Genomic DNA, 17616 nt, shown 5'->3' with positions numbered 1-17616 from the left:
CCGCCCGCAGGCCGTGCCGGGCGCCGAGCGAGGCCGCGAACGTCGGCCCGCGGACGTCGGCCCGCGGACGTCGGCCCGCGGACGGGCGCAAGCGCCCCTTAAGCAGACGCCCGCATGATCCGGGGAATCGAGGTCCGCCACTCCACGGGCCCGCAGACCCGAGGGGACGCCGCGGATGTCAGAGCCACGCTTCGCCACCTTCACCGAACTCCTCCGGGCCAGGGCGGCCGAACTCGCCGACGAGGACGTGCACGTCTTCCTCCGCGACACGGCGGGCGGCGTGGAGGCCGAGCACCTCACCTACGGGGCACTGGACCGCGAGGCGAGACGGATCGCCGCCCGCCTCCAGCAGTACGGGGCGGCCGGCCGGCCCGTACTGCTGGCCTACACCTCGACCGTCGCGTTCCTGAAGGCCTTCGCCGGCTGCCTCTACGCCGGAGCCGTCGCCGTCCCCGTACCGCTGCCCGGCGAGGCCGGGCGCGACCAGCGGCTGGGCCGCACCACCGCCGTCCTCGCCGACACCGGCGCGAACCTCGTGCTCACCGAGACGGCCGCCGCCCCCGACGTCGCCCTGTGGCTCGCCCGCAACACCCGGCCCGACGCGGCGTGCCTGGTCACCGACGCGCCCGAGGTGGGCGACGCCGACGCCTGGCAGCCCGTCACCGCGCGCCCGGACGACCTGGTGTTCCTCCAGTACACCTCCGGATCCGTCAGCGAACCGCGCGGCGTGACCGTCTCCCACCGCAACCTCCTCGCCAACCAGGCCGCCCTGCAGAAGGTGCTGCGCACCACCCGGGAGGACCGCTTCGGCAGCTGGCTGCCCCACTTCCACGACATGGGACTCGTCGCCCACCTGCTGCACCCGGTCTGGCTCGGCAGCCACTGCGTCCAGGTCACCCCGCTGTCCTTCGTCAAGCACCCGCTGCGCTGGCTCCAGGCCCTCGACCGCTACGGCGTCACCGTCGGCGGCGGCCCCAACTTCGGCTACGACCTATGCGTGCGCCGCGTCACGGACGAACAGATCGCCCGGCTCGACCTCTCCCGCTGGCGCCTGGCCCTCAACGGCGCCGAGCCCGTACGCCCCGAGAGCCTCGACGAGTTCGCCCGCCGCTTCGCCCCCGCCGGCTTCCGCCCCGAGGCCCTCTACCCCTGCTACGGACTGGCCGAGGCCACCCTGGTGGTCTCCGGCGGCGTCCCCGGCACCCCGCACGTCCGCAAGGACTTCGACCGGATCGCCATGGAACGCGACCGGGTGCTCCGTGCCGCGGCGGACGGCCGCGCCCAGACCCTGGTCGGTTGCGGCACCCCGGTCGACGTGGAGGTCCGCGTCGTCGATCCGCTGACCCACCACGAACTCCCGCCCGGCGCCGTCGGCGAGATCTGGCTGCGCGGCCACGGCGTGGCCCGCGGCTACTGGCGCCGCCCCACCGAGACCGCCCGGACCTTCCACGCCAGCCTCAACGACGAGGAGAGCAACTTCCTGCGCACGGGCGACCTGGGCATGCTGGAGGACGGCGAGCTGTTCGTGACCGGCCGGCTCAAGGAAGTCGTCATCGTCAACGGCCGCAACGTCTACCCGCAGGACGTCGAATGGGCCGCCCGCACCGTCAGCCCCGCGCTGACCTTCGGCGCGGGCGCCGCGTTCTCCGTGGACGCCGGGGGCGAGCAGCTCGTCCTCGTCCAGGAGGTACGCGGCGCGGGCGGCGCCGAGCTGCGGACGGTCGCCCAGCGGATCCAGACCCTGATCGGCAAGGAGTTCGAGATCCCCGCCGGCAACGTGCTGCTCGTCCGCCCCGGCACCGTCCGCCGCACCAGCAGCGGAAAGGTCCAGCGCACCCTGATGCGGGACCTGTTCCTCGACGGCGTGCTGCGCGGCGACTACGAGGTCCTCACCCCGGACGTACGGGCGCTGGCGCGGCCGCAGGACGCACTGTTCGGCGAGGACCTGCTGCGCCCGGAGGGAGCCGACGGAGGAAGACGGTGGTGACGCCTCTCCTCGGCGAGCCGGCTGCCGAGGCCGCGCAGCGGCGCGAGCACACCGTACGGGCCCGGGTGGCCGCGCTGGAGGCACGCTTCGGCGACCCCACGGACCCGGCCAACCCCGTCGGCTACACCGCCCTGCTGGAGGCCGACCGGGCCGCGGTGCCCTTCGCCGCCGGCGAGGCCCTGCTCGACGACTTCGGTATCGCCGACGAATACGTGCCGTCCGCCCTCGGCGGACGCCTGGACGGCATGGACACCCTGGTCAGGATCATGCGTCCGGTCTTCCGCCGGGACGTGGGACTGGCCATGGGCCATGGCATGACCACCTTCATGGCGGCCTCCGACGTCTGGGCCGCCGGCAACTCCCGGCAGCGCCACTGGCTCGCCGGGCTGCTGCGCGCCGGCGGCAAGGCGGCCATCGCCCAGCACGAGACCGCCCACAGCAACGACTTCGTCCGCAGCCAGGTCACCGCCCGCCGCAGCGGCGACGGCTACCTGATCAGCGGCGGCAAGCCGATGGTCAACAACCTGGAGCGGGCGGGCGCGCTGGTCCTGTTCTGCCGCACCGACCCCGCCCCCGGCAGCGCCAGCCATTCGGTACTGCTGCTGGAACCCGGACAGCTGACCGGTGCACGGGCGGCGGTGACACCCCGCCGGACCCCGGTCGGGCTGCGCGGATGCCGCTTCGCCGGGGTGGAGTTCGACGACTGCCCGGTGCCCGGCGCGGCCCTGCTGGGCCCGGAGGGCAGCGGGATCACGACCGCCCTGCGGTCGTTCCAGATCAGCCGGACCGTGATCGCCGCGACGGCCGTCGCAGCGCTCGACACCAGTCTGCGCACCGCCGTCCGCTTCGACCGGGAGCGCTCCGGCGGCTGGCAGGCCGGCGGCCGGGACGGCGGCCGCACCGGCGCGGCGCTCACCAACGCCTTCGTCAACCTCCTGCTGTACGACGCCCTCGCCGTCGTCGCCACCCGGGCCCTGCACCTGCTGCCCGCCGAGACCAGCGTGTACTCGGCGGCGCTCAAGTACCTGCTGCCCCGCGTGCTGACGGAGACCATGTACGACCTGTCCATCGTGCTGGGCTCCGGCGTCTACACCCGCGAGGGCACCCTGGGCATCTTCCAGAAGCACGTCCGGGACGTGCCCGTGCTCAGCCTCGGCCACGCCGGCACGGTCGCCTGCCAGGCCACGGTCATCCCGCAGATGCCACGCCTGGCGCGGTCCTCCTGGTTCGTGGAGGACGAGGCGCCCGCGGGGCTGTTCCGGCTGAACGGCGACCTGCCGCCGCTGCGGACCGAACGCCTCAGCCTCGCCTGCGGACGCGACTCCCTCAGCGCGACCATGCTCGCCGTCGCCGCGGGCATCGACGCCACCGGCCCCGCCGAGCGGGCCCTGGGCGCGCTCACCGACCGGCTCGTCGGCGAGCTGCGCGACGTACGCCGCCGGGTGCTCGCACTGGAGGCGGCGGGCGGGGCGGGCACCGCCCGACCCGCGCGGTTCGCCCTCATGGACCGGTACGCGCTGCTCCTGGCCGCCGCCGCCGTGCTCGGCGTGTGGGACCAGGCCCGCTCCGGCCCCGACCCCTTCCTCGCCGACCCGTCCTGGGCGGCCGCCGCACTGCACCGCATCGCCCGCCGGCTGGGCACGCGCGTCGCCGACCTGCCGGCGGAGTGCGAGACCCGGATCCGGCACGAGGTCCAGCTCCGCTTCAGCACGCAGATCAGCTACGACCTCTACTCCACGCCCCTCCCCGGCTGACCGGCACCGGCCCGGCCGGCGGATGCGCCGTACGCACTGAAGGAGCCCCACGATGACCGTTCACCCCGGCCGGCCCGCCACCGCCGACGGCGTCCTGCCGCACGAGTGGCTGTACGCCCGGCTCTCGATGTACCTGCGGCGCGCACCCGAGACCATCGACCCCACCGTGCCCTTCGCCGAGTACGGCATGGACTCGGTGGCCGCCCTGAGCCTGTGCGGCGACCTGGAGGACGAGTTCGGCCTGGAGGTCGAACCGACCCTGCTGTGGGACCACCCCACGGTCGAGCGCCTCGTCACCCACCTCGCCGCGGTGCTCACGGACGCCCCGGCGGACCCGCGGGAGCGGCACTGATGGGGGACGTCGCCATCGTCGGGATCGACTGCGCGTTCCCCGGAGCGGCGGGCGTCGGGGCGTACTGGGACCTGCTCATGCGCGGCGGGAACGGCATCGGCCCGGTCCCCGCGCAGCGCTGGGACGCCCGGGACTTCCCCGCCGCCGGCGGCAGCGGCGGCTTCGTCGAGGACGCCGACGTCTTCGACAGCGACTTCTTCTCGGTCACGCCCCGCGAGGCCGCCGCGATGGACCCGCACCACCGTCTCCTGCTGCCCTGCGCCTGGCGGGCCCTGGAGGACTCGGGCCGGGCTCCCGGCGGCCTCGCGGGCACCGGGACCGGCGTCTTCGTCGGGGTGATGGGCGGCGAGTGGGGGCGCCTGACGATGAGCGACCCCGCACGCGTCACCCCGCTGCTCGGCTCCGGCAGCAGCGCGGGCATGGCGGCCAACCGGATCTCCTACCACTTCGACTTCACCGGACCGAGCCTCGCCGTCGACACGGCCTGCTCGTCCTCGCTCGTCGCCGTCCACCTCGCGGCGAACTCCCTGCTGGCCGAGGAGTGCGACACCGCCCTCGCCGGCGGGGTCAACATCGTGCTCTCACCCGCCCTGGGCACGGTCTACGGACAGCTCGGCCTGGCCGCCGCCGACGGACGCTGCAAGCCCTTCAGCGCGGACGCCGACGGCATCGGCCGCAGCGACGGCGTCGGCCTGGTCGTGCTGCGCCGACTGGCCGACGCCCTCGCAGACGGCCAGCGGATCTACGCCGTGCTGCGCGGCAGCGCCGTCAACCAGGACGGCCGCAGCAACGGCGTCATCGCCCCCAACCGGTGGTCGCAGCAACGCGTTCTGAGCGCCGCCTACCGGCGCGCCGGGACCGCCCCCGACCGGGTCGCGTTCGTCGAGGCGCACGGCACCGGGACCGTACTGGGTGACGCCATCGAGTGCGCCGCGCTCGGCGCGCTCCACGGCGTCCCCCGCGACACCCCCTGCGCCATCGGCTCCGTCAAGGGCAACCTCGGCCACACCGAGGGCGCGGCCGGCATCGCCGGCCTCATCAAGACCGCACTGGCCCTGCACCACCGCATCGTCCCCGCCAGCCTCTTCGCCGACCGGGAGAACCCGCAGCTGCGGCTCGGCGAGCGCGGCCTGCGGCTGCTGAAGTCGCCGATGCGGCTGCCCCGCGGGGAGACCCTCGCCGGTGTCAGCAGCTTCGGCATGGGCGGGACGAACGCCCACGCGGTCCTCGGCTCCGCGCCGCGGACCCCGCGCACCGCAGGCGCCGAAGGCGCCCGTACGGCTGCCGCGCGCGACGCCGTCGGCGTCTTCACGGTCAGCGCCGACACCCCCGAGGCCCTGCGCCGCAACCTCGCCGCCCAGGCCGACACCCTCGCCGCACGGCCGCGCGGCGCGGCCGCCGCCCTCTGCCGCAGCAGCAACCTCGTCAAGACCGGCCTGCCGCACCGCTTCGCGGCCGCCGTGCGCGACACCGGCGAACTCGTCGACGCCCTGCGCCGGGCGGCGGCGCCGGCGGACCCGGCCGAAGGGCAGGGCCGGCCCTGGGGCAGGCCCGTCGTGGCGTTCCTCTTCACCGGCCAGGGCAGCGAGTACCCCGGGATGACCGCGAGCCTGCACCGCGAGTCCCCGCTCTACCGCCACCACCTCGCGGAGGCCGACCGGGCGCTCGCCCCGCACCTGGGCACATCGGTGCGCGACCTCGTCCTCGGCGGCGACGAGCGGGTGCACCGGCCCCGCTTCGCCCAGCCCGCCCTGTTCGCCGTCGGCCACGCCCTGGCCCGCACGCTCACCTCGCTCGGCGTCACCCCCGCCGCCGTCCTCGGACACAGCCTGGGCGAGTACGCCGCCGCCGTCACCGCCGGCGCCCTCGGCCTGGACGAGGCCGCCCGGCTCGTCGCCCGGCGGGGCGCGCTGACGGACGAACTGCCGCCCGGCGGCGGCATGATCGCCACCGGCGCCGGCCCCGCCGACCTGACCCCCCTCCTGGCGGCCGAGCCCGGCACGGCCCTCGCCGCCCTCAACGGCCCCTCGGACACCGTCGTCTCCGGCCCCGTGGACGCCCTGCGGCGGATCGGGGAGCAGCTCGCGGCCCGCGGCGTACGGGTCGCGGCGCTGCCCGTCACCCACGCCTTCCACTCGCCCCTGATGGCCCCCGCGGCGGCGGGCCTGCGCACCGAGACGGTGCGGTGCGCCGCGCCCGCCGTGCCGCTCGCCTCCACCCGGCTCGGCCGGATGCTGCGCCACGACCCGCTGGACGCCGGCTACTGGGCCGGCCAGATCGAGGAGCCGGTCCTCATGGACACCGCGCTGGCAGCGCTCGTCGCCGACGCCGCCCCCACCCACCTGATCGAGATCGGGCCGCGCGGCGTGCTGTTGCGGATCGCCGCCCGGGGCGGGCGCGCGCCCGGCGTGGAACACCTCCACCCGGCCCCGGGGCCCACGGCCACCGGCCTCGAACTCGCCGAGACGGTCGCCGCCCTGTACCGGGGCGGGCTCGACCCGCTGTGGGAGGGGCTGTACGCGCCCGGGCACCGCGGCGTCGAGCCCCTGGCGCCGTACGTCTTCTCCGCGGCGCGGCGCTCCTGGGACCGGGAGTCCTTCGTCCAGCCTGCCCGGCCGGTCCGGCCGGCCGCCGTCACCGTCCCCGACGCCCCGCATCCCGCCCGTAGCGCCGGGGACGGCCCCGACACCGACGACCCGGTGCTGCACGCGGTGGTCCGGGCCGTCGCCGAGGTGGGCGGCCACCCCCCGGAGCGCGTGGTGCCCGAGGCCCGCTTCTACGAGGACCTCGGCTTCGACTCGGTGATGATCATGCAGCTCAAGAACCGGGTGGAGGCACGACTGCCGCGCGCCGGCGAGGTGTCCGTCCAGGAGATGCTGCCCGCACTGCGCTCCGTCGGCGCGCTGGCCGACTTCCTCTCGGACGTCCTCATGGCGAGGTCCTCGTGACACGGCCGCCCGACGCGGGGGACCGCGCCACGGGGGACCGCGCCACCGTGTACCTCGCCTCGACCGGTACGGCGCTGCCCGGCGACCCCGTGGACAACGCCGCGCTCGGCCGGCTCCTCGGCGTCGGCGAGGAGTGGATCGACCTCTTCGTCGGCACCCGGACCCGGCACTTCGGCTGGGACCCCGTCACGGGCGAGGTCCGCGGCTCACTCGCCGACCTGTGCGCCGAGGCCGGCGCCCGGGCCCTGGACGCCGCCGGACTCGGCCCCGCCGACGTGGAGTTCCTCGTCCTGGCGACCGCCACCCCCGACACGCTGCTTCCGACCACCGCGAGCGAGGTCGCCGACCGGCTCGGCCTCGACCACCTGCCCGTCTACCAGATCCAGGCCGGCTGCTCCGGCGCCGTCCAGGCCCTCGACCTCGGCCGCACCCTGGTCCTCGGCGGCCGGCGGGCCGGCCTGGTCCTCGGCGGCGACGTCACCCACCGGTTCCTGTCGCCGCGCCGGGACACCGCCCGCATGCCCGCCGGAGAACTGGTCAACCACGTCCTGTTCGGGGACGGGGCCGGCGCCGCGGTCCTCACCGACGAGCCCGAGGGCGAACGGATCGCGCTGCGCTCCGTCCTCAACTCCTGGGCCGGCCGCGGCCGTCCACCCGGCCAGCTCCTGGACTGGTACGGCACCACGGACCGCGACTCGCCGCGGCCGATGCTGGCCGAGGACTACAAGGCGATCGAGGAACACGTGCCCGCGATCTCCGTGGAGATCCTGTGGGAGCTCCTCGACGGCCTCGGGTGGAGCCTCGACGACCTCGCCTTCCTGCTGCCGCCGCAGCTGTCCGAGCGGATGACCGCCCGCATCGTCGAACGGCTCCCGGCCGGACCCGCCCGGGAGGTCTCCTGCGTCTCCGAGACCGGCAACACGGGCAACGCCCTGCCCTTCCTGCAGATCGACCGGCTGCTCCCGCAGTGCGCCACCGGCGACCGGGCGCTGGCCCTGTGCGTGGAGTCCAGCAGGTGGATCAGAGCCGGGTTCGCCCTGGAGAAGGTGTGAGGCCGCCGATGACGAAGGCACCGGACCGCCTGCGCGGACTGCGCCGGCGGGGACTGCTGGAGAAGGCCTGGGACCAGGTGCCGGCGCTGCTCGCCGAGGACGAGGACGGACCCGACGCCGCGGCCGCCGGCCGGGTGCTCGCCGCCCTCGACCACGACGCCGTACGGGACCACCACCCGCACGCCCCCGTGGTGACGGTCGCCGTCACCGGCCAGTCCACCGTCGGCCACGTCGTCGACCCCCTCCGGGGCGAACTGGCCCGTCACGGCATGCTGCTGCGCGCGGTGCTCGGCGACCACGGAACCCACCTGCGCGACCTCACCGATCCGGCCGGCGCGCTGCGGACGTCCGCACCGGACCTCACCCTGTGCCTCCTGGACGCCGAGACCCTCTTCTCCCGGGTCCCCCCGGTGTGGGGACCCGCGGACGTCGAGCGGGCGGCGCAGGAGGTGCTGCCCCGGTACGCCGCCCTCGCGGCCGAGGTCCCCGGGACCCTGGTCCTCAACACCGTCCCGCTGCCCCGCTCCTGCAGCCACCAGCTCGTCGACCACCACGCGCGGGCCCGGCTGGGCGCCGTGTGGCGGGAGTTCAACGCCGGCCTCCTGCGGCTGACCGAGTCCGCCGCCGGGCTCGTGGTCATCGACCTGGACCCGCTGATCGGCGAGGGCGGACCGGTCACCGACCCCCGGCTGGCCCGCCACGCCGGGGTGCGACTCGGCGCAGGGCTGCTCGCCGCCTACGCCCGCGAGATCGGACACCTGGCCCGAGCCTTGCGCGGCAGGGTCCGCAAGTGCCTCGTCCTCGACCTCGACGACACCCTGTGGGACGGGGTGCTCGGCGAGGCCGGGCCCGATGGCGTCGCGGCGGCCGGCACCCTGCGCGGGGAGGCGTTCGGCGCCTTCCAGAGGTGCGTCAAACAGCTCGGTTCGCAGGGCGTGCTCCTCGCCGTGAGCAGCAAGAACGACGAAGGCCCCGTACGGGAGGCGCTCGCCGCCCACCCCGACCTCGTGCTGCGCGAGCCGGACTTCGCCGCGGTCCACGCCAACTGGGAGCCCAAGGACGGCAACCTCGCCGCCATCGCCCGGGCGCTGGACCTCGCCCCCGACGCCCTCGTCTTCGCCGACGACTCCCCGGCCGAACGCGCCCAGGTCCGGCTCGGCGCGCCCGGGGTCGCCGTCGTTCCCCTCGACGGGGAACCCGCCCTGCACGTGACCCGGCTGCTCGCCGACGGCTGGTTCGACACCCTGCGGCTGACCGCCGAGGACCGGACCAGGACCGGTGAGTACCGCGGGCGGCGCGAGCGCGGGGAGCTGCGGGCGGTCTCCGGCTCGTACGAGGAGTACCTGGCGGCTCTGGACGTGAGCGTCGGCCTCGGCCCGCCCCGCCGCCACGAATTCGCCCGCGTGTCCCAATTGACCCTGCGCACCAATCAGTTCAACCTGACCGGCGAAGGCCACACGCAGGACGACCTGGCCCTGTGGGCGGCCGCTCCGGGTCGGCTCCTGCTCGTGGCGCGCAGTGCGGACCGGTTCGGTGACAACGGCCTGGTCGGCGCGGTGCTCGGGACGATCGCCGAGGGGGTGCTCCGGCTGGACGGCATGTGGCTCAGCTGCCGGGTGCTCGGCCGCGGCGTGGAGCAGACCTGCCTCGCCCTGCTGCTGGCCCGGGCGAGGGACCTCGGTCTGGGTGCGGTCAGCGCCCGGTACGTGCCCACCGCCCGCAACCACCGCGCCCGGGACTTCTACCCGTCGTGCGGCTTCACCCGGGCGGACCCCGGCGCGGCCGACGGCCCGGTGGTGTTCCACCACGACCTGGTACGGCTGCCGGAGGTCCCGGCCCACGTGCGCGTCACCGGAACACCGGGAGGAGGGCCGGCCCATGGGCCTCGACAGCCTCGACGTGTTCCTGCGGACCGTCCGTGACGACCTGGGCCTGGACCTCCCGGTCCCCGCCGGCGCGGACACGGCCCTGGGCGACCTCCCGGGCTGGGACTCGCTGAACCTGCTCCGGCTGGTGGCGCTCCTGGAGGAGTGCGGCCACCGGTTACCGGTACACCGCCTGCTGGAGGCGCGCAGTCTCCGGGAGGTCCACACCCTCGTGAAGGAGTACGGATGACTGCCCCGGGCAGCCCCTCGCTCGGCCCGCCGCTCGGTGAGCCCGTCGCCGTGGTACCGGGCGGCGACTCGTGGGACCGGGTACGGGAGGACCTGGCGACCCACGGGACCGCGCTGGTCTACGCGTGGCTGGGGGACCTGGAGCCGGTCGTGCCCACCGGGGACGGGCTGCGCGAGCTGCTCGGCCGTGACTGGACGCGCTTCCTCGACCTGACGCACGCCGACGTGCGGGGCCGCTACATCGCCTCCCGGATGCTCCTCAAGCACGCGGCGAGCGCGGTGCTCGACAGTGACCCCGCCGACCTGGAACTGGCCTACGGGCCGACCGGCCGCCCCTACCTGCGCGGCTGCGACCAGATCGACATCAGTCTCAGCCACACCGACGACCTGCTCCTGGTGGGCCTGACGACCTGCGGGCTCATCGGGGTGGACGCCGAGCGCGCCGACCGCGAGATGCACGGCAGCGGCCTCGGCCGGCACATCTGCACCCCGTACGAGTCGGTGCTGCTGTCGGGGATGCCGGAACCGCAACGCAACGACGCCCTCGTCCGGCTGTGGACGCTCAAGGAGGCCTACAGCAAGGCGATCGGGCAGGGCATGCAGTTCCGGTTCACCGAGTTCGGCTTCGGCCCCGACGGCCGGGCCGTGCGGGTCCAGCGGCCCGACGGCACCGCGGGGACCGGGGACGAGTGGATCTTCCGTACGTTCCCGGTCGCCGACGGCTACGTGGTCAGTGCCGCGGTCTACGACGCGGGCTTCGGCAGGCTGCAGGACGCCCACGTGACGACGATGCTCGACCAGGACTGCGTCGACGCCATCAACCAGGCCCTCGGCGAGGCCCCGGACCCCTGCCCGCCGGGACCCCAGGACCCGACGCCACGGTGACGACAGGACCTAGGAGGGCACCGGCCCCCCGGCGAGCATCTCCTGCCGGGCGGCGTTGTAGCCGGCCTGGAAGCGGCTGGTGGCCTCCAGCTCCTCGGTGATCTCGGCGATGTGGCGGCGGCAGGTGCGCACGGACATGCCCAGCCGCCGGGCCACCATCTCGTCCTTGTAGCCCTTGGTCATCAGCCGGATGATCGACCACTTCAACTCGTCGGAGGAGGCGGGGGAGCGCTGCGACTCCACGACGTAGGGGCTGGCCCCGTCCCACAGGTACTCGAAGACCGAGCACAGGAACGCCACCAGGGTGGGCTCGCGCACGATCGCCGCGCCGGGGACGCGGTCGCCGGCGGACCGCTCCGGCAGGAACGCCACCTCCCGGTCGTAGATGATCAGCCGGTCGATGACTTCGTCGGCGGTGCGGATCTCCGCGCCCTGCTCGCTCACTTCACGCACGTAGCTGCGGGTCGGCAGGTCGTTGCGGGCGGTGTGCTGGTAGATGGTCCGGATCGCGACCCCGCGCGAGAGGGTCGTCAGCGCGGACTCCCGGGCCTGGGCCAGCGCGTAGGCGGGACGCGCGCCGCCCGGCTGGACGGTGAGCATCTCGCTCTGGCAGCTCTGGGTGAGGTGGTTGAGCATCGACTGGATGCGGGAGACGTCGGTGATGACGTCGAAGGCCTCCAGCCGGTTGCGGACCCGGCGGCCCTCGAAGTACAGCGGGGTCAGGGACAGCAGCTTCGCCCGCACGTCCGTGACCGCCTGCTGGAGGTCGCGTATGTGCCGCTCGGCGGGCGCGACCAGGGACGCGGCCGCGACGTCGGGTGTGACGGGGGTCAGTTCGGCGGGGTTCCCCGGCATCGCCTGTAACAGGCGGACCCCGCTCAGCACCTGCTCGACCCGGGCGATCTCCTCGGGCGTCAGGGACAGCTGTTCGGCGATCCGTTCGCGCTCGAACCGGCCGTACTCGACGGCCAGACCGTATGCCGCGGCACTGACGTCGTCCAGCTCGGCGAACCCCGAATCCGAGCCCTCCCCAGTAAACATGTCAGCCCCCGCTGATTGGTGTATTTGCTGCCACGTAACTTTACGCCAACGTACCGCCCTTGGCGGGATTGATCGAGAGCCAGCACTCTGTTCCCATCAACCGGGCCGCTGAGCCGGAAGTGGCGAGCGGTTCGGGTGAGTAGATCTCGATCTTCGACTGGGGGAAGTCGTGAGAACAATTTCCGTTAAGGTCTTCTCGATTTGCTTGACTGCGGTGACGGGTGTGGTAATGGCGTTGGGGGCTCAGGTCATGTCAGGACCGGTCGTGTCCGTCGCCTCCGCCGAGTCCTCCATCACCGCCCGGCCGGCCGACACCGACAGCGGTACCGGCAGCGACGTCGGCGCCAAGCCCGAGGACGACCAGTGGACGTGAGCTGACCGCACGTCCCGCGGTTCACGAAGCGCTCCCCGCACGGCAGATGCGGGGAGCGCTTCCGCGTACCGGAGCGCCGGCGGCGGCGAGCCGGGCGACCGGCACCGCTATCGCGCTCAGCAGTACGCCCCGCTCCGCGGACCAGCGACCGTCGAAGGCGGTCGGCCCGGCCGGGGAGAGGGTCTCGGGGTCCGGCAGCAGCCGGGCGTGGAAGGTGCCCAGCCCCGGGTCCACGCTCACCAGGGCGTCGGTGAAGTCGAGTTCCTGCCCGGTCAGCGGGAACCACGTCTTGTAGACGGCCTCCTTGATGCTGAAGAGCAGCCGGTCCCACGCCACACCGGGCGCGGTCCGCTCCAGCCGGGCGACGAGTTCGAGTTCCCGGGGCAGCGCGATCGAGTCGAGGACCCCTTCCGGCATGGGGGCGTTGGGTTCCGCGTCCACCCCGACGGAGGCGTAGTCGGCGGCGCGGGCGAGCGCCGCGCCCCGGAAGCCGGCGCAGTGGGTCATGGATCCGACGACCGAGGGCGCCCACTGCGGCACACCCCGTCGGCCCGGCACCACGGGGGCCGGGGGCAGCCCCAGCTCACCCATGGCGCGGCGGGCGCACCACCTGACGGTGCCGAACTCCAGACGTCGCTTGGGTACGGCATTGCGGACGAGGTGCTCCTCCTCCGGGTAGAGGAAGACGTCGGCGGGGTCGGTGGTGGCCTCGGCGGTCGCGACGTTCGCGGGCAGGAGCTTGGTGAGCACGGTGTTCCCTCGGGTCGCCGGTGCGGTCGGACAGCTCCCACGTTCACGCCGCCGCACCACCCCGGCCAGCGTCGAAGGCGCAGGTCAACCGGATGCGGCCGGGTGCACCCCCGTTCCCTCCCAGGCCGCTGCCATCCGCCGGCCCGCCGGCGCCGCGCCTGCCGCGGTACGGGCAGTCGGCCGCCCGCGCATTGCCACCCCCCTGCCATGCGTACGAACAAGGGTTCGCCGATGGCAATTGAGGGGCGGTTAAGGGGTGTTCGGGGACGCGCCGACCGGGCACACTCGCGTAATGCCGCACGGAAACCTCATGGGTATCAGCGACCTCCATGTCGGATTCCCGGAGAACCGCCGGATCGTCGAGGACCTCTATCCCGACAGTCCCGCCGACTGGCTCATCGTGGCCGGCGACGTGAGCGAGTCGCTCGACGATCTCCGGTGGGTGCTCGACCTCCTCACCCGGCGCTACGCCACCGTGGTGTGGGCGCCCGGAAACCATGAACTGTGGACGGTCCGGGACGACCCCGAGCCCCTGCGCGGGGAGGCCCGCTACCGGCGGCTGGTGGAGATCTGCCGGTCCTTCGGCGTGCACACTCCCGAGGACCCCTACCCCGTCTGGGCGGGACCGGGCGGCCCGCTCGTCGTGGCCCCGCTCTTCCTGCTGTACGACTACAGCTTCCGCACGCCCACCGCCGCCACCAGGGAACAGGCCCTGGAACAGGCCTACGAGGCCGGGGTGGTGTGCTCCGACGAGTTCATGCTGCACCCCGACCCCTACGCCTCCCGGCAGGACTGGTGCCGGGCCCGAGTCGCCCTCACCGAGGAGCGGCTGGCCGCGTGCGGCCCCGACCTGCGCACGGTCCTCGTCAACCACTTCCCGCTGGTCCGCGCCCCGACGGACGTCCTGCGCCACCCCGAGTTCGCGCAGTGGTGCGGCACCCGGCTCACCGCCGACTGGCACGTCCGCTTCCGCGCCGCCGCCGTCGTCTACGGCCACCTGCACATCCCGCGCACCACCTGGTACGACGGCGTGCGCTTCGAGGAGGTGTCCGTCGGCTATCCCCGCGAGTGGCAGCGGCCCGGCCACCCGCGGAATATCCCCCGCCGCATCTTCCCCGCCGCCCGCCGCGGGGATTGATGCCAGGCAGCTTCCGGACACCAGCGGGTACGGATCCGGCCCCCTAGACTGAGCGGGAATTCTCGCCCGCTCCAACGCTCGAACACCCCCGTCCGGTATTCGTATTCCTCTTTCGAACGCCTCGGAACTCTCGAATGCTTCGAATGCCCCGAATACCTCGCATGCGCGGAACGGGGATCCTGGGGGATTTTCCATGATGCCTTTCCGTCCGGCCGACGAAGCGTCCGTGTTGACGGACCTGTTCGACGGCTGCGCCGAAGGAAACGCCGGACTTCTTCTCGTCGAGGGGGCGGTCGGCTGCGGAAAGAGCGAATTCCTCGAAACGGCCGCCGCGCACGCCGGGGCCCGCGGCGCCCTCGTCCTGAGGGCCGCCGGCACCGCCGCCGAACGCGGCCGCCCGCTCGGGGTCCTGCGCCGGCTGGCCGCCGACGCCCCGCCCGGCTCCCTGCCCCTGCCCGACGCGCCGGACGACGCCGAAGCCCCGCTGGCGCTGCGGGACTTCGCCGTCGCCGTCCGCGAACTGAGCGCCACCGCACCCGTGGTGATCTGCGTGGACGACCTCCACCACGTCGACGCGGCGTCCGGCCGCCACCTGCTGCACCTTGCGCGCGAGACCCGCCGCGCCCCCGTCCTGCTGGTCATGACGGCGTCCCCGCACGAACACGACAGCGACCCGCTGCTGCGCACCGAGCTGCTCCGTCTGCCCCACTTCGTGCGCCTGCGGCTCGGGCGGCTCACCCCGGACGCCGTCCACGCCCTGCTGCCCGGCATCAGCCGGGCCGAGGCCGACCTGCTGCACGGGACCAGCGGCGGCAACCCGCTGCTGCTGCGGGCCCTCCTCCAGGACCCGCAGGGCCGGCCCGGCGACGCCTACGCCCGGGCCGTCCTCACCTGCCTGCACCGCTGCGGACCCGTCACACCCCGGCTCGGTGCGGCGATCGCCGCACTCGACGGCCCGGCCACGCCCGCGCACCTCGCACGGCTCGGCGGCACCGACGAGAACACCGCCCTGCGCGCCCTCGCCGCCCTGGAGGACGCCGGCCTGCTCGCGCCCACCGCCCCGCCCGTCCCGCACGCCCCGTCCGACCTGCGCGTCCCGCGCGCCCCGTCCGACCCGCGCGCCCCGTCCGACCCGCGCGTCCCGTCCACCCCGCGCGCCCCGTCTGTCCCGCCGGTCCCGCCCGTCCCGCACGCCCTGCCGGTCCCGCACGCCCTGCCGGTCCCGCACGGCTTGCGCCACCCGGCCGCGCGGGCCGCCGTACTGGACCGGCTCGACCCCGCCGACCGGGCCGCCCTGCACACGCAGGCCGCCCTGCTGGCGCACGCGTCGGGCGCGCCCGACACCGAGGTCGCCGCCCAGCTCCTCGCCGCACGCGCCACCCACCCGGAGTGGGCCCTGCCCGTCCTGCGCTCCGCCGCGGACCGGCACGTCGCCGAGGGCGACCCCGACCGCGCCGTGGCCCTCCTGCGGCTCGCCCACGAGGCCTGCCCGGACGCCACGTCCCGCGCCGAGACGGACACCAGGCTCGCCGTCGTCCTGGGCCGCACCGACCCCGCGGCCGCCGAACACCGCCTCGCGGCCCCGCTCGCCGCCGCCGTCGCCGGACGGCTCGGTCCGCACGCCCTCGCCCCCCTGGCCCGGGCACTCGCCGCGCAGGGCCGCATCGACGAGGCCGCCGACGTACTGGAGCGGCTGACCGCGGCCGGCCCCCGGGCCGACGGCATTCCCGGCGGCGACCCCCTGGACGGCCTGTCGGCGTTCCCCCGGTGGGCCGGGCCCCGCCGGCACGCCCCCGCGGAGCCCGGCACGCCCCCCGCCCCCCGCTCCGCCCGGGCCACCCTCCACCCGGCGAGCCTGTGGGCGCTGCCCGTCGAGTCGGAGGAAAGCGGCGCCGCCCGGTCCGCCGAGCTGTTCCTGCGCGGCGCCACCCTCGCCGAGGGCAGCGTCGAACCGGTCGCCCAGGCCCTGCGCACCCTGCTGTACCTGGACGGCGCGGCCCGGGCCCTGCCCTGGTGCGAGGAGTTCGCCCACCAGGCGGTCCGGCGCGGGGCGACCGGCTGGCTCGCCGGGTTCGCCCTGCTCACCGCGGAGGCCCGGCTGCGCCTGGGCGACCTGTCGGGCGCGGCGGAGACCGCCGGGGAGGCCCTGCGGGCCGCGCCGGCCGGGGGCAACGGCCTCCTGCTGGGCGCGTTGGCGGGCACCCGGGCGCGCGCGCTCACCGCGCGGGGCCGGCTGGAGGAGGCGGCGGCACTCCTGACCCGGCCCGCCCCCGCCGGGCACACCGGCGGCGTGCACGCCCTCGCACACCTGCGCGCCCGGGGCCACCACGCCCTCGCGACCAGTCGCTTCCACGCGGCCCTGGGCGACTTCCTGGAAATCGGCCGGCACGCGAAGCGCTGGGGCCTGGACCGCCCCCGGGTGCTGCCCTGGCGCACGGACGCGGCCGAGGCCCTGCTGCGCCTCGGCGAGGCCCAGCAGGCGGAGCGCTTCCTCGCGGACCAGCTGACCACCCGCGACGCCGCCGACCCCTGGGTGCGCGGCACCTCCCTGAGGCTGCGGGCCTCCCTGCGCGAGCCCGGCGAACGCCGGCCGATGCTGGCCAGGGCCGTCGACGAGCTCCGGCGCTCGGGCGACGCGTACGAACTGGCCCGGGCCATGGCCGACTTCGGGCAGGCCCTCCGCGAAGCCGGCGAACCGGCACGGGCCGCCATGGTCCACCGCAAGGCCTGGCACCTCGCGAAGACCTGCGGCGCCGACGCCCTGTGCGAGCGGATCCTCCCCGGCCACACCGGGGACGACACCCGAGAGGAGGGCCGGACCGACTCCCCGGACGCCGCACTGGTGGCGACCCTCAGCGAGTCGGAGCGTCGGGTCGCGCTGCTCGCCGTCCACGGCCACACCAACCGGGAGATCGCCGGGAAGCTCTACATCACGGTCAGCACGGTGGAACAGCACCTCACCCGGGTCTACCGCAAACTGAACATCCCCGGCCGGCGGGCCCTCCCGGTCGACCTCGACCCGGCAGCCGCCGGGCACCCCGTCTGAGGCGGGCGGTCACAGGCCGTGGCGGGCGGCGGCCCCGGCGGACCGCCGTGGCAAGGCCATGGCAAGCCCGGCCCGCCGGGTCCTTCCGTGGCAGCCCCCTGGCACGGAACCCGCCCGCCGCACCCCCGAATACCGCCTCCGAACGCCGAACGGGTGGCTTTGGCGCGCCGCGTCCG

The 17616-nt window shown here is 75.0% G+C and carries 12 protein-coding genes; 10 read left to right on the top strand and 2 right to left on the bottom strand.

The features are described from left to right. The first annotated feature begins 175 nt into the window (after positions 1–175). Genes AC2RP6_RS10485 through AC2RP6_RS10450 form a run of 8 tightly spaced genes read left to right on the top strand, consistent with a single transcriptional unit; the run spans position 176 to position 11092 of the window. Positions 176–1987, top strand: coding sequence for a fatty acyl-AMP ligase (locus AC2RP6_RS10485; protein ID WP_486445982.1), 1812 nt, complete (start codon positions 176–178; stop codon positions 1985–1987). After that, a complete protein-coding gene (locus tag AC2RP6_RS10480; protein ID WP_486445981.1) occupies positions 1981–3741 on the top strand; it encodes an acyl-CoA dehydrogenase family protein in 1761 nt (586 codons plus the stop codon). Before AC2RP6_RS10485 ends, AC2RP6_RS10480 begins: the two co-directional genes overlap by 7 nt. A gap of 52 nt (positions 3742–3793) precedes the next feature. Then, complete coding sequence (locus tag AC2RP6_RS10475; RefSeq protein WP_486445980.1) at positions 3794–4093, top strand: acyl carrier protein; 300 nt, start codon at positions 3794–3796, stop codon at positions 4091–4093. Next, positions 4093–7041, top strand: coding sequence for a type I polyketide synthase (locus tag AC2RP6_RS10470; protein ID WP_486445979.1), 2949 nt, complete (start codon positions 4093–4095; stop codon positions 7039–7041). Before AC2RP6_RS10475 ends, AC2RP6_RS10470 begins: the two co-directional genes overlap by 1 nt. Further along, a complete protein-coding gene (locus tag AC2RP6_RS10465) occupies positions 7038–8093 on the top strand; it encodes a 3-oxoacyl-ACP synthase III family protein (RefSeq protein ID WP_486445978.1) in 1056 nt (351 codons plus the stop codon). Before AC2RP6_RS10470 ends, AC2RP6_RS10465 begins: the two co-directional genes overlap by 4 nt. Positions 8094–8101: 8 nt before the next feature. Then, positions 8102–10015, top strand: coding sequence for an HAD-IIIC family phosphatase (locus AC2RP6_RS10460; RefSeq protein WP_486445977.1), 1914 nt, complete (start codon positions 8102–8104; stop codon positions 10013–10015). After that, on the top strand, positions 9972–10208 hold the full coding sequence (locus AC2RP6_RS10455; RefSeq protein WP_486445976.1) for a phosphopantetheine-binding protein: 237 nt from the start codon (positions 9972–9974) through the stop codon (positions 10206–10208). The genes AC2RP6_RS10460 and AC2RP6_RS10455 overlap by 44 nt, the downstream gene beginning before the upstream one ends. Further along, the gene (locus tag AC2RP6_RS10450) at positions 10205–11092 is read left to right on the top strand and encodes a 4'-phosphopantetheinyl transferase family protein (RefSeq protein WP_486445975.1); all 888 of its coding nucleotides are present in this window, start codon (positions 10205–10207) and stop codon (positions 11090–11092) included. Before AC2RP6_RS10455 ends, AC2RP6_RS10450 begins: the two co-directional genes overlap by 4 nt. 9 nt (positions 11093–11101) lie before the next feature. Here the strand turns inward: AC2RP6_RS10450 and AC2RP6_RS10445 are convergent, their stop codons facing one another. Together AC2RP6_RS10445 and AC2RP6_RS10440 are read right to left on the bottom strand one after the other, a co-directional pair. After that, positions 11102–12133 (bottom strand): LuxR C-terminal-related transcriptional regulator, encoded by a 1032-nt coding sequence (locus tag AC2RP6_RS10445; protein WP_486445974.1) that lies wholly within the window; start codon positions 12131–12133, stop codon positions 11102–11104. 394 nt (positions 12134–12527) lie between these two features. Continuing rightward, positions 12528–13256, bottom strand: coding sequence for a 4'-phosphopantetheinyl transferase family protein (locus AC2RP6_RS10440; protein WP_486445973.1), 729 nt, complete (start codon positions 13254–13256; stop codon positions 12528–12530). Between the two features lie 310 nt (positions 13257–13566). Here AC2RP6_RS10440 and AC2RP6_RS10435 point away from each other — a divergent pair, with 310 nt between their 5' ends. Both AC2RP6_RS10435 and AC2RP6_RS10430 read left to right on the top strand, forming a co-directional pair. Continuing rightward, the gene (locus AC2RP6_RS10435; RefSeq protein ID WP_486445972.1) at positions 13567–14394 is read left to right on the top strand and encodes a metallophosphoesterase family protein; all 828 of its coding nucleotides are present in this window, start codon (positions 13567–13569) and stop codon (positions 14392–14394) included. 226 nt (positions 14395–14620) lie between these two features. Further along, positions 14621–17440 carry a helix-turn-helix transcriptional regulator gene (locus AC2RP6_RS10430; RefSeq protein WP_486445971.1) on the top strand — a complete coding sequence of 940 codons (2820 nt, stop codon included), beginning with the start codon at positions 14621–14623 and terminating at the stop codon, positions 17438–17440. The last annotated feature ends 176 nt before the right edge of the window (positions 17441–17616 follow it).

The organism is Streptomyces sp. WAC03905 (assembly GCF_057371075.1).
Note: the sequence above shows the minus strand (reverse complement) of the source record. Positions and strands in the feature narration are given on the sequence as shown.